The following is a 12,966-nucleotide window of genomic DNA, read 5'->3' as shown; positions in this document are numbered from 1 at the left end:
TCGACTTTGGACATGATAGTCTATCCTTCGGGTTGATCGTACGACGATGGTGCCACCTCGCCGCTCCCCCGCATAGCTTCTCATGGCTTCCCACCCCAACTCTCGCTCCGGCAGTGACCCACGCGCCGCCGTTCTCGACGATCGTGCTCTCGTCCAGGGCTATCTGGCGCAGCATCTCAAGCTCTCGGCAGGTGCCCTGAGCGCGGCGCGACATTTTCTGAAGTGGGCAAGTGCCCACGATATCGCCTACAAGGATCTCGATGCGGCCGCGGTTGATCGTTTCGCGCGGCATCGCTGTCGTTGCAGGCGCTATAGATCCCGCCAGTTGCGTGATCCGGTCTACATCACCGACGTTCGCCGGTTTCTTCGGTATCTGGAGGATGCCGGGATTGTGGCCGTTCCGACCGGTGTCGAACGACTGGACAAATACCTGCCAGAGTTCGCTGCCGGGCTTAGAGCCGCTGGCTACAGCAAGGTGACCTATGCTGGCCGGTTAAGTCAGGCTCGGCATTTCGCCGAGTGGATCTTGCAGGCGCGTATTCCCGCGAATGAGATCACCGACGTCACCATTGAACGGTTTGCTCTGCACGATTGCCGGTGCGGCATCCGAACCAAGCGCGGCCGACGGGTAGCTGGCTCGGGAACCAGGGATCGCCGCCGCGGTGCTCGCCACTTCATCAGTTTCCTGCGTGACCAAGGTGTGATCGATCCCTCTGCGTTGCCCAATACTCTGGACATCGATCCGCGACTGGACGGGTTCACTCGATGGCTGCGCCGCGAACGTGGGACAACTGAGGAGACGATCCGGCGCTATCGACAAGAAGCCGGACGCTGGATCGATATTCTCGGCAAGGACCCGGCTCACTATGATGCAGCGACAATCCGCTCGATCGTTCTGGATCAGGGTCCGGAACGAACGCGTTCTTCGATCCGTATGACAGTGACCGTGCTGCGTGCGCTTCTGCGCTTCACCGTCAGTCAGGGTCTTTGCGCCCCACATCTGCTGCACGCAGTGCCCCCCGCGGTGCGACGAAGGCTATCGAGCGTTCCGCACGTCATGCCGGCTGCAATGATTGAAGATATCATTGCGTCCTCTGGCACGACGACATCGGTCGATATCCGAGACCGCGCCATCCTCCTCCTGCTCGCGCGAATGGCGCTGCGGGCGGGAGACGTGTGGCAGCTACGTCTTTCCGATATCGACTGGCGGGCCGGCCGACTACGGTTGCACAGCAAAAGTCGTCGCGGGACGATGCTGCCGCTGCCCCAGGATGCGGGCGATGCACTTCTCGCCTACATCGAGGATGCACGGCCCGTCGCCCCGACGGAACGGGTATTTCTGCGAGCACAGGCGCCGTTTACGCCGTTGCGTTCTTCGGCCGAGATCGCCGGCATCGTCGCCCGCATCCTGAAGCGTGGTGGATTTTCCCATCTGCCGACAGGATCCCATGTGTTCCGTCACTCACTGGCGTCCGCCTGGCTGCGCGGCGGCGCCGATCTTGATCAGATCGGCATCGCCCTCCGGCACGCCTCTCCGGACACGACGGCGATCTACGCGAAGGTGGATGTATCGATGCTGGCAGCCGTTGCCCAGGCCTGGCCGGGAGCAGCGTCATGATCCAACAACACGTCGATCGCTATATCCAGTTGCACCGCGCTCTCGGCAAGAAGTTCGAGGCCCAGGAACGGGTACTGAGCCAGTTCGCTACCCTCGCCAGCGAGCGAGACGCCACCATCATAACCGCCGAGTGGGTCCGTGAAGCGGGTACGCCTAACGCCGCCCGTATCCGTTTTGGCCGCGCACGCGCCTTTGCCGAGTTTCTGCACGGCGAAGACCCACGGCATGAAGTGCCAACTGCCGGGCTGATGGGGCGCGGCAGACGGCGGCGACCAACTCCGTACATTTTGATGCCCGAGCAGATCGCAGGCATCATGGCGGAGGCCCTGAACGTACCGGGCCTGGCTCCTATCAGCCCGCTTACGTATCACCATTTGTTCGGGCTGCTTGCCTCGACAGGGCTCCGCATCTCGGAAGCGCTTTCCCTCCGCTTCGATGATCTGACGGATGACGGCCTCATGGTTCGCAGCGGTAAATTCGGCAAAAGCCGCCTCGTTCCATTGCACGCTTCGACCCGGGCCGCGCTTCAACGCTACCTTGCTGCCCGACGTGAGTTTGGTGGCGCAAGCGACGAACTCTTTGTGCTGGGTCACGGTCATGCACCAACCAAGACCAGAGCTCATGTGGTCTTCGTCCGGATTGTCAGGCAGCTTGGGTACCGCAACCCCAAGGGGCCGGGTCCCCGTCTGCACGATCTGCGCCACACCTTCGCAGTGCGGTCTCTGGAAGCCTGCGGGAATGATCCGCAAGCCATTCTGCGGCACATGCGTGCACTGAGCACCTATCTCGGCCATGCCGAGGTTGCCAACACCTACTGGGATCTCGAGGCGACACCTGTGCTGTTACGCACCATCGCTTCCGCAACCGAGGGCGCTTTTGTCGGAGGTGCAGCATGACGCCGCTCGCTCCTGACCTGTCGGCATTCCTGCAGAACCACCTGCCGCACGAACGTGGTGCAAGCCCGCATACAATCGCCAGCTACGCGCATGCATTCACGCTCTTGCTGCGTTTTGCCGCCACGCGTCTTAAACGACAGCCCTCCGCCCTTATGATCGAGGATCTCGACGTCGGGCTGGTGAGAGCATTTCTGGAGCATGTGGAGGAAGGGCGGGACAATACCGCCCGTTCTCGCAATGCACGGCTCTCGGCGATCAAGGCGTTTTTTCGCTTCGTCGAACATCGGCAACCGGCCTGCCTCGAACAGGCCATGATGATCCGCGCGCTGCCGGTCAAACGAACGGACACCCGGCTCATTGACTACCTGACACGGGAAGAGATCCGAGCGCTGCTTGCGGCGCCCGATATTCGCACGCGAGGTGGCCTACGTGACCGCGCGATGCTTCATTTGGCCTATGCGGCTGGTCTTCGGGCATCCGAACTGTTGGCGATGCGGATGGATGACTTTCCCGACAGGTCGCTTTCCAGCGTTCGCGTCCTCGGCAAGGGGCGTCGCGAACGTATCCTGCCGCTCTGGAAAGAAACGCAGGCCGCATTGCGTGCATGGCTGGCCGTTCGACCAGGTGGCCAGGGTCCAGAACTATTCCTGAGCCGGGATGGAAAGCGGATGAGCCGCGATGGTTTCGCGTACAGGCTCCAACTGCACGTCGCCAAAGCCGGCAAAATGGTGTCTTCGATTATCGGTAAAAGCGTCACGCCGCATGTCCTTCGACATAGCTGCGCCATGCACACACTCCAGGCAACCGGAGACGTTCGCAAGGTGGCGCTGTGGCTCGGCCATGCCAGCATCCAGACTACCGAGATGTATCTGCGCGCCGATCCGACCGAGAAGCTCGCGCTTCTCGACGCGCATCGTGCCCCGTTGATCAAACCCGGCAAGTTCCGGGAACCCTCGGACAAACTGATGCAGATCTTAGCCGTCGCCACACAGCGTTCCTGACCGCTCGGCAAATTGGCGTCCCGCGTTCTGCGGGACGCTATTCCATCACATAGCCGAGCGCCCGATAGCCTGTTCGTCGCTTGGCGGCCATCCTGGCAAGGACCGGAACCGAACTGTCCACGTAGTCGACCACAAGCACGTCCTTTTTTTCGTCATGCCGTCGGTGCAACCTGCCCACATATTGCGCCAAGGTGCCTTTCCAGGCGATTGGCATTGTCAGGAACAGGGTATCAAGCCGGGCATCATCGAAGCCTTCGCCGATATAGCGCCCTGTCGCGAGGATCAGCCGTTCCTCATCGTCGGCAACGGTCAATGCGGCCTGCGCGGCCTTTCGCTCTTTGGTGGACATGCCGCCACGGAGCACGACGATGTTCTTGGCGAACCCCGAGAATCGCTGCTGAAGATACTCGAGATGATCCTTCCGCTCGGTCAGCACGATCGGCGAACGTTTGGCCTCAAGCGATTTCAGCACATCATCGAAGATCAGATCGTTTCGGGGCCTATCTTCCGCAAGAGCGGCATAGATCGCCGGCATGGACGGGCGCTCGGCCATGGCGAGGACCTCCGGCAATCGGAAACTCGTGTGGCGCTCACGAGCACGATGGCGTAGGCCGCTTTCGGCGGCCTGAGATTTGGCGCTTACCTGATGGCGCACCGGGCCGCATTGCATGAAGATGATCGGATGATGTCCATCCTTTCGGGCGACGGTAGCCGACAAACCGGTGACATAGCGCGCCTTCGACCTGCGTGCGACAAGCTCAAAGCTCATGGCCGACAGGTGATGGCATTCATCGACAACGAGGTGACCGTAATCGGCAACGACGTCGTCAACTTCGCCTTTGCGAACCAGACTCTGAATCAGCGCCACGTCGACCAAGCCGGTAGGTTTGCGCTTTCCGGCACCGATGGTGCCGATCTGCTTTGGATCGATCTGCAAAAACGACCCAAGCCGTTCGATCCACTGGCTGAGCAATTCCCGGCGGTGGACCAACACAAGCGTATTGCGGGCACGATGTGCGATCAGCGCCGAGGCGACAACCGTCTTGCCGAATGCGGTCGTGGCGGCGAGTACGCCGGTATCGTGCGCGATCAGGGCATCGAATGCCTGTGATTGCTGCTGGCGAAGTTCGCCTTGGAAGCGCACCGTCTCCGGTAAGGTCTTTCCGTCTTCACGCAAATCCACCAGATCGACGGTTGCATCGTGTTCGGCCAGGAACCCGACCAACTCGTCGAAGCACCCGCGCGGCAGAGCGACGTGCCGGGGATGCAACTCGGCGCACGACACAATCCGCGGCTTTCCGAATGTCGGCAGCCGTATCGCCTGCGCGCGATAGAACTCCGGGTTCTGGAACGCGGCCAGCCGCACCAACTGAGCGATCATGGCTGGAGGCAGCCCTGATCTGTCGATATAGATCTGGTCCGCGACCGTCACCTTGATCATCTGCGAGATAGGCACATCAAGACGATGCGGCGAACTGCGGCGTGACGGAGACATCTTCCAAGGTTCATCCGCCTGCTCGTCATCCACCGGCATGCGCACGCCAAGCACCCGTCCCGAAAGCTCGGCCGCTTCGACTAGGTCGGTCACCGCCGTCCCCGATATTCTCGGCAGAGAAGACAAATAGGCCCACTGATCGTCATATGGCCGCATATCCGCATCCACAAAGACGCTGTTGCCAGCCTTGCGCGCAGTATTCTGGAGGGGCAAGGCGATCAGGTTGCCAAAGCCACCAAGCGGCATGGTATCCTGGTTCGGAAACAGCCGGTCATACGAGGCGAAGCCGATTTCCGGCCTCCTTTCCATCGTTTCCGTGATCAGGACCGATCCGAGCTGGCGCGCCAAACGGGCGGAGATCAACTCGGAGAAGAAGATCCAGATATGCCCTCCGTTACCCGATCTCGACCGCTCCAGGCCTGCGGGTACTCCCTTCATCCGGCAGGTTTCGAGCAGCGCACTCGCATCCTCGGCCCAGGATGCCTTGTCAAAATCCGCCGCCAGGAACCAGCATGTATCTCCAGGCAGCAACGGATAGACACCGGCGATAAAATCCGTGCCCCGGCCATCGCCGCCCCGCAGGTGTTTTTCCATGATACTTTCATCAGGCGGGATGAACGCCTGATGCAGGCATTCGCCGCATTTGACCTTCGGCTTGCCGCAGATGCCCTTCACCCATTCATTGGCACAAGCAGGTGAGTATCCTGATCGACCAGTCTTTCTGTTTTCCCATCGCACTGGAAAAACGTCAGGTCGACCGGTGAACAGGTTTCGGAACAGATGGACCTTTTCATGCGACGGTGAGCCATTCGTGACGGGGGCGTTCTCGAAGGAAGGCTGTTTCACAGCTGGCGCGTGCTCTGCGGCAAGGCGAGCCTCCAGTGCCGCCATCTCGCGCTGAAGCTGCTGCCGTTCGGCAGCCAGATCGGCCAGACGCGCTCGAACCCGCGCCAACTCCGCCTTTATGTCGCTCTTTTCTTCCACCTGTGATTTCCACCCAACTCTCTCCGCTCCATCCAGCATAAAGCGCGAAAGGGATCGGCGTAAGCAGATCCCGCCCGCTCTTCGGCTTGGCCGCCGAGCGGAGAGTTGGAGGCGGGCTCATGGGGGATGTCCTTCTGCTGTTGAGAGCAGAGGCATCATGATTATGCCAAGTGGAGATGAGTAAATGAAAAAGCAGATCAAAGACTTGACCCGCCGTGCTCTGCATAACGCGGACGCGGCATATTATGTCGGTGGATACTTGACGCACTCCTTCCCGACCCAGCTGTTCGAAGAATATTCGGACGCCGAAGGCAATGTCTATTCGCGGCCGTCCCATGACGCGGACGGCAATCCCGTCCAGTGCCGGGAAGCGGTTCGCCGGCGTGACGAGATGATCGAGCGGCTTGCCTCGCTGCCGCCGGTCGGCTCCGCACTCGACCAGATCATCCACCATTTCGGTACCGACACGGTCGCCGAGGTGACCGGCCGCTCGCGCCGCATCGTCAGGAAGATCGGCCGCGACGGCATCGACCGGCTCTCTGTCGAGAACCGTGCCGCCTTGGCCAATCTCGCCGAGACCCAGAGTTTTATGGACGACGAAAAGCGCGTGCTGATCTTTTCGGATGCCGGCGGCACCGGCCGCTCCTATCACGCCGATCTCGGGGTCAGGAACCAGAGGCTGCGCAAGCACTATCTGCTCGAAGCCGGCTGGCGCGCCGACAACGCCATCCAGGGTTTGGGACGGACCCACCGTACAAATCAGAAGCAACCGCCGCTGTTCCGGCCCATGGCCGCCAATGTGAAGGCCGGCAAGCGCTTCCTGTCGACGATCGCCAGGCGGCTCGACACGCTGGGCGCGATCACGCGCGGCCAGCGCCAGACTGGCGGCGCAGGGCTGTTCCGTGCCGAGGACAATCTCGAAAGCCCCTACGCGCGGGCCGCACTTTGCCAATTCTACATGCTGCTGCATCAGGGCAGGATCGAAGGCTGCTCGCTCATCACCTTCGAGACCGTGACCGGCCTGTCGCTGACGACTGACGAGGGCGGGCTGCGCGACGAACTGCCGCCAATCACGACCTGGCTCAATCGCCTGCTGGCGTTGCGCATCGAAACCCAGAATCTGCTGTTCGAGGTGTTCGAGCAACTGATGGCGGGAAAAATAGAAGGCGCCATTGCCGCCGGCTCCTATGACAAAGGTCTGGAGACCATCACGGCGGAAAGCATCGTCGTCACCGATCGCCGCACCGTCTACTCGCACCCGGTCTCGGGCGCGCAGTCACATGTCCTGACCGTCGCGCGCAAGGACCGTATGCGGCCGCTCGGCCTGGTTGATGCGCTGGCGATCGCCCGGACCGAGCCGCAAGCGATTCTGTTGGTCAACACGCGGTCGAGCCGTGCGGCGATCCGACTGCCGACGGCGAGCGTGATGCTCGACGACGGCGCGATAGAGCACCGCGTGCGCTTGCTGCGGCCGACGGACGAGGTGCGCTTCGGTCTCGACGCTCTTGCTGAAACCAACTGGCAGCCGACCGATCGAAAACTGTTCTGCGAGCTGTGGCAGGCAGAAGTCACCGCCGTCCCGGAGTTCACCACCAGCACCTTTCACATCGTGACGGGTTTGCTGCTGCCGATCTGGCGGCGGCTGCCGGACCATGATTGTCAGGTTTACCGGATCCAGACCGATGCCGGAGAACGCATCATCGGCCGTCACATCGCGCCGACGCTTGTCGCGACCATGTTCCGCAATCTCGGTCTCGACGATGTCCCCAAGCTCGCGCCGGGAGATGCCTGGACCGAGCTCGTGGAAGGCAGAGTCGGACTGCAACTCGCCGATGGCCTGATTCTGCGCCGCAGCCGCGTCATGAACGACTACCGTGTCGAATTGATCGGCTTCACCGACGCGATGGTCCCCCGGCTGAAGGCGCTGGGGCTGATCTCCGAGATCATCTCCTGGAAGCTGCGGCTGTTCATCCCGACGACCGCGCAAGGGTCCGGCATCCTCGCCGCGCTCCTCGACCGCCATACGCTGGTTGGGGTCACCGACCGTACGGCAGCGGCTTGAGGGGAGGCGATCATGACCGGCTCGGCCTCCGAGCTGGCACGCCGCCTTGGCGATCATGCCGAGGCGGTGTGCCGAGAATATCTCTCCAACGGCCATCGCTACGGCAATTACTGGATGGTCGGCGATGTCCGCAACACGACCGGCCGCTCCATGCATGTTCGGCTCAAGACCACTACCAAGGGCCCTGCGGGTAAGTGGGTCGATGAGGCGACCTCCGAATTTGGCGATCTGCTCGATGTCATCCGCGAAAGCTGTTGTCTGGTCGACTTCCGCGAAGTCGCGGATGAAGCACGCCGCTTCCTCTCCATGCCGCTGCCACCGCCCCAGCTCCCTGGCGCGCAGCGCCAGCCAGCCGCGAAACGCGGCTCCCCTGAGGCCGCGCGTCGTCTGTTCGCCATGTCGCAGCCGATCGCCGGCACGTTGGCCGAACGATACCTTGCCGGTCGCGGCATTCTGCTCTCCACGCGTGAGCGTGCCCTGCGTTTCCATCCCGGCTGCTACTACAGGGATCTCGTTACGGGCGAGACGCAGACCCTGCCTGCGCTCATTGCCGCTGTCACCAGCCTCGACAGGCAGATCACCGGCCTGCAGCGCACCTGGCTTGATCCTTCGGGTCAGGGCAAGGCGCAACTCGCGGATCCACGCCGCTCGCTTGGTCACCTGCTGGGCAACGGCATCTGGCTCGGCCTTGAACCCGGTGCGCCCGTCCCGGTCATGGCCGCCGGCGAGGGGTTCGAGACGATGGCTTCGCTTAAGGTGGTGATGCCGGCGCTGACGGTTGCCGCCGCCACCTCGGCCAATCACCTCGCTGGCCTGACCTTGCCGCCTGGCTGCCGTCGCCTCTACATCGCAGCCGATGCCGACGCCGCCGGCCGGCACGGCATCGAGCGTCTCAGCCAGCGCGCAGGCGAGTCAGGGATCCTCGCCCTGGTGTTGCGGCCCCAGCTCGGCGATTTTAACGACGATCTGCGCCATCTCGGCCCCGGCCGTCTCGCGGCATGGCTCAGCGATCAGCTCGTCCCCGAGGATGCCTGTCTCTTCCTGTCGCCCGGATGAGCGACCCGAGCCGGGAGGCGGGCAGGGGCGGCGTCAGCGGAAGCCTTGCAAGGCATGGCGGCGGTCCGCCGGAGAGGCCACGCCCGCGGCCTGCCCGAGAGGCGACCCCTGCCACCCCCCGGTCACGGCCGCAACGGCTGCGCCGTCCTCCGCTCGCGCTCCGGCCTTCGGTGCGGCCGCGCCCGGGGCGCGGCCGGGATGCGCTGTCAGGCCGCGAAGGGCGCGGCCACAACCGACCGAGACACGCCATGACCTACGAGCTTCCTTTCGACGACGGCTATGAGCCCTACCACGCCTCCTCGCCGACCGATCGCGTCATCCTCGAACTGCAGATGTACGGCCATCGCCCGCATCAGGACGAACCTGATCCTCGGCCACTTCCCGACGACGAGGTGATCCGGGCTGGCCTTGCCGGAATCGTCGAGACCTTCGCCGGCATGCTCGGCGACACCAGGCTCGAACCCGATCTCGACGACCTGCTCTGGTCCTTCGCAAACGTCTTCCACCGTGCCGCCGAGCGCGTCGCCCGCAACCTCGACCGCAATGAGGAGGCGCAGCGTTCGAGCCAGCAGGAACAGGACGGTTCCGAGGTAAAGTCGGTCGAGCTGGAACGGCTGACCGCGGAAGGCGTCACCTATATCGAGCGCCGCAACGTGCTCGAAATCATGCGCGACGAGGCGGCCGACCTATACGAGGCGCAGACCGGATCGGCCTGGCGGCCGCGCACCGGCTCCAAGGTTAGCCACCAGGCGATGACCGCGGCGGTGATCGACAGCCGCGACTTCCTCGCCGCCCGCCGACACGCCGAAACCGAGGTGCTGGTGCCTGCCGGGACCAAGATCGCCTTCGCCGGCGGCCTCGACTGCAACGATCACGACCGGATCTGGGATGCGCTCGACAAGGCCCGCGAGAAGCATCCCGACATGGTCCTGCTCCACGGGGGCAGCCCGCGCGGGGCCGAGCGCATCGCCGCCTGCTGGGCGGAAAACCGCAAGGTCACGCAGATCGCCTTCAAGCCGGATTGGAACCGGCACGCCAAGGCCGCACCGTTCCGCCGCAACGACCAGCTGCTGTCGGTGGTGCCCTACGGCCTGATCGTCTTTCCCGGCTCCGGCATCACCGAGAACCTCGCCGACAAGGCGCGTCGGCTCGGCATCCCCGTCTGGCGGTTCGCGGAGGACGGCGCGTGAGCGCCGTTTTCTTGCAAATCCAGAAAATCTGGATAATATGGAGACTGATCAAGGAGTCCAGCCATGCGCCAGTTCACGACGGGGGATCTCAACAAGCAGGTAGGCGACGTCACCGACGTTGCCAGCCGCGAACCCGTTATTCTCACCAAGCACCGGAAACCCCGGTTCGTGCTGATGAGTTACGAGCACTACGAACGGATGCGCATCGGCGGCGATTCCCGCCGCGCATACCATGTCTCCGAGATGCCGGAGGAACACGCGGAACTCTTCGACGCCGAGATCGACCGGTTGGCGCGCGGGGAAGGATACGATGATGAGCGGTAGATTTCTGCCTGGTCAGGTGATCTCCTACCCGTATCTTTGGGCATGGCAACACGAGCGCGGCGAAACGGAAGGCCGCAAGAGCCGGCCGACCTGCGTGGTCATCGCTGTCCGCGGCGCAAGAGATGGCCTGACCCATCTCGCGCTCCTGGCGATAACCACCCAGCCACCGACCAGCGATCAGGTCGGTTTGGAAGTCTCCGCTATCGAGTGCCGCCGCGCCGGTCTGACCGATCTCAAACGCTGCTGGATCGTGGTTGACGAATACAACTACGATATTGCCGAACGCTCCTGGTACATCGAATCCGACGGTAAGCCCCTCGGTCGTTTCAGCAAGGCGTTCATGATGAAGATCGCAGGCGCCTTTATCGAAGCGCGCAGCGAGGGCCGCCGCGTCAGCCGTCTGGATTGACGTTCTCTTTTCGCGGCCATGCGCTCGATCCAGGACGTGAGCCTCTGGCTGGCCGACAAAGACCACTAGCTCCAAGCGCGAAGCGCCACTAGCCAGATGCGCGTAGCGCCTCCGGCAGCGGCAGGGTCCGGGCGCGCCGGCCTGCGGCCGGCCGGGCTCTCGTCGCGGCGTCCCGCCGCTTCCCGAGCCGGCTTTGCCGTCTCGGCCTTCGGGTGACGATCCCTCTCGCAGGGGCGAGGGAGAGGGCGGCCGGCGCGGGGCGGGGGGCGCTAGAGAGAAGGGAAAGTCACGATGTCGATGATATTCATAGGTGGATCACGCGAGATATTCGAGCTGCCGGAACCTGCCATCGCTCGCATCGGCGCGATCGTCGCTGCCGAGCACGGCGTGCTGATTGGCGACGCGTCTGGGGCCGATGCCGAGGCGCAGGGCCTGCTCGCTGGCTACGGCTACGAACATGTCGGGGTCTTCCATGCGGGCAAGGAACCTCGCAACAATCTGGGCGACTGGGCTGCCTACCATGTCCCGTCTCCTGAAGGCGCTCACGGGTATTGGTTCCACGCTGCCAAAGACCGGGAGATGGCGCGGCGCGCCGACTTTGGCATGATGATCTGGGATGGCGCATCACCCGGGACGGCCGTCAACGTGCTTCGGCTCGCCATCGCGAACAAGCCGTGCGTCATTTACGATCTGGCCAGGGGCAGCATGGCGACGACGTACAATGTGGAAGACTGGTGCGCCATGCTCCGCCATGTCGGTCCGGACATTCGCCGCCAAGCCGAAGCCCGCATGACGCCGGACGAGCGTCGGGCGTTGCCAAGATGATGTACGGGCGGTCCCCCTGACAGCCCGGCGGGTTCAATCAGATATGTTGATCCGGCTCCTCGCCGCCTAATCCACTTGTATGTGCGGACGGAGCCGGCCCCTTTCGAAACCGGTCCACGCGCAGAGCCGCGGGGCGTTGTGCGGATGATCATCTTGACGCTTCTCGCCTTTGAAGCGGGTGCAGGCGTGCCGAACAACATGCTGGCTTGCCGGATCATCCAACCTGACTGCGCGGTATCATCCCCCGAGGGGCGTGAAGGCCGCTGCCAGCCGGCCCCGATCTCGAAACCGCTCTGCCGCAATACCGAACATGCCAAGCGGTTCACGCGCCGGGCTGCTGTTCGATGGGTTGGCGATGTCGACGACATGACCCGAGAGGCTGCAGCATGTTCCAGCGATCCGGCAGCGTAGAGTCGGCCAAGCGATGGCGGCCTGAGTTCTTCTCCTTCGCTCGCATCCGGGGCCATTCCCGTTTCATGTCGCCTTTGTAGACGACCGCCTGCTTTGTGCGGTCAACCCCCGTTGGGGGTACACTCGGCGAAAATTCTGGAAAATTCGATTTCTGTTTTTGTCCGCGGACAGGCGAAGGGCCTGCCCGCTATTTTTCGGCAAATAGAATTTTCCAGAATTTTCGCCGAGATGACCGCAGCAGGACGGCCCTCTCCTTTGGCGCCATCGGGAATGGTCCCGATGCAACCGAAGGAGAACTACCATGGCCACCACGATCGCAAACCTCACCACCAAGTCCGACGGCTCGATGGAAGGCGTCTTTGCCACGCTCCGGGTCAATGCCCCGATCACCCTCATCCCGAACACCAACAAGTCGCGCGAGGACGCGCCGGACTACCGGATCGTCAACAAGCGCACGGGCTTCGAGATCGGAGCCGGCTGGCACCGCACCTCCCAACGTTCGGGCGAGGAGTACCTCTCGGTCAAGCTGGAAGCCCCCGAGATCGGCGTGATCTTCGGCAATCTCGCTCCCGCCCCGGGTGGCGAGGAAAACAAGAAGGTCATCCTCTGGAACAACCCCCAGTGACATCGGCGGCCGGCCCCGCAAGCGGGCCGCGAAACCCCCCCCCAAAAAAAAAAAAAAAAAACGCAAAAAA

11 protein-coding genes and 1 pseudogene are annotated in these 12,966 nt (G+C 63.0%); 11 read left to right on the top strand and 1 reads right to left on the bottom strand.

The annotated features are described in order from the left end of the window. Positions 1-82: 82 nt before the first annotated feature. The 3 genes from NKJ12_RS31320 to NKJ12_RS31310 are packed head-to-tail and all read left to right on the top strand — an operon-like array spanning position 83 to position 3,515. On the top strand, positions 83-1,618 hold the full coding sequence (locus tag NKJ12_RS31320) for a tyrosine-type recombinase/integrase (RefSeq protein WP_352707535.1): 1,536 nt from the start codon (positions 83-85) through the stop codon (positions 1,616-1,618). Next, on the top strand, positions 1,615-2,514 hold the full coding sequence (locus tag NKJ12_RS31315) for a tyrosine-type recombinase/integrase (protein ID WP_352707533.1): 900 nt from the start codon (positions 1,615-1,617) through the stop codon (positions 2,512-2,514). Before NKJ12_RS31320 ends, NKJ12_RS31315 begins: the two co-directional genes overlap by 4 nt. After that, positions 2,511-3,515, top strand: coding sequence for a tyrosine-type recombinase/integrase (locus tag NKJ12_RS31310; protein ID WP_352707531.1), 1,005 nt, complete (start codon positions 2,511-2,513; stop codon positions 3,513-3,515). Before NKJ12_RS31315 ends, NKJ12_RS31310 begins: the two co-directional genes overlap by 4 nt. 37 nt (positions 3,516-3,552) lie before the next feature. On the opposite strand, the gene NKJ12_RS31305 is transcribed toward NKJ12_RS31310, so the two are convergent. Then, the gene (locus tag NKJ12_RS31305; RefSeq protein WP_352707529.1) at positions 3,553-6,033 is read right to left on the bottom strand and encodes a TOTE conflict system archaeo-eukaryotic primase domain-containing protein; all 2,481 of its coding nucleotides are present in this window, start codon (positions 6,031-6,033) and stop codon (positions 3,553-3,555) included. A 205-nt stretch (positions 6,034-6,238) separates the two neighbouring features. Between NKJ12_RS31305 and NKJ12_RS31300 the strand changes: the two are divergent. The 8 genes and pseudogenes from NKJ12_RS31300 to NKJ12_RS31265 all read left to right on the top strand — a co-directional run. After that, positions 6,239-8,056: pseudogene (locus NKJ12_RS31300) on the top strand (strawberry notch C-terminal domain-containing protein); the annotation flags it as partial. A gap of 12 nt (positions 8,057-8,068) precedes the next feature. Continuing rightward, positions 8,069-9,112 carry a DUF7146 domain-containing protein gene (locus tag NKJ12_RS31295; protein ID WP_352707526.1) on the top strand — a complete coding sequence of 348 codons (1,044 nt, stop codon included), beginning with the start codon at positions 8,069-8,071 and terminating at the stop codon, positions 9,110-9,112. A gap of 248 nt (positions 9,113-9,360) precedes the next feature. Beyond that, the gene (locus NKJ12_RS31290) at positions 9,361-10,302 is read left to right on the top strand and encodes a DUF2493 domain-containing protein (RefSeq protein ID WP_352707524.1); all 942 of its coding nucleotides are present in this window, start codon (positions 9,361-9,363) and stop codon (positions 10,300-10,302) included. 63 nt (positions 10,303-10,365) lie between these two features. Continuing rightward, a complete protein-coding gene (locus NKJ12_RS31285; protein ID WP_352707522.1) occupies positions 10,366-10,626 on the top strand; it encodes a type II toxin-antitoxin system prevent-host-death family antitoxin in 261 nt (86 codons plus the stop codon). After that, the gene (locus NKJ12_RS31280; protein ID WP_352707520.1) at positions 10,616-11,035 is read left to right on the top strand and encodes a hypothetical protein; all 420 of its coding nucleotides are present in this window, start codon (positions 10,616-10,618) and stop codon (positions 11,033-11,035) included. Before NKJ12_RS31285 ends, NKJ12_RS31280 begins: the two co-directional genes overlap by 11 nt. A 291-nt stretch (positions 11,036-11,326) precedes the next feature. Further along, complete coding sequence (locus tag NKJ12_RS31275; RefSeq protein WP_352707516.1) at positions 11,327-11,860, top strand: hypothetical protein; 534 nt, start codon at positions 11,327-11,329, stop codon at positions 11,858-11,860. 144 nt (positions 11,861-12,004) lie between these two features. After that, on the top strand, positions 12,005-12,271 hold the full coding sequence (locus NKJ12_RS31270) for a hypothetical protein (RefSeq protein WP_352707514.1): 267 nt from the start codon (positions 12,005-12,007) through the stop codon (positions 12,269-12,271). A gap of 301 nt (positions 12,272-12,572) precedes the next feature. Then, a complete protein-coding gene (locus NKJ12_RS31265; protein ID WP_352693587.1) occupies positions 12,573-12,896 on the top strand; it encodes a DUF736 domain-containing protein in 324 nt (107 codons plus the stop codon). Positions 12,897-12,966 lie beyond the last annotated feature (70 nt).

Source organism: Mesorhizobium sp. M0195, assembly GCF_040322115.1.
In the GTDB taxonomy this organism is placed as follows: Bacteria; Pseudomonadota; Alphaproteobacteria; order Rhizobiales; family Rhizobiaceae; genus Mesorhizobium.
This window is presented reverse-complemented; position numbering and strand designations above follow the sequence as displayed.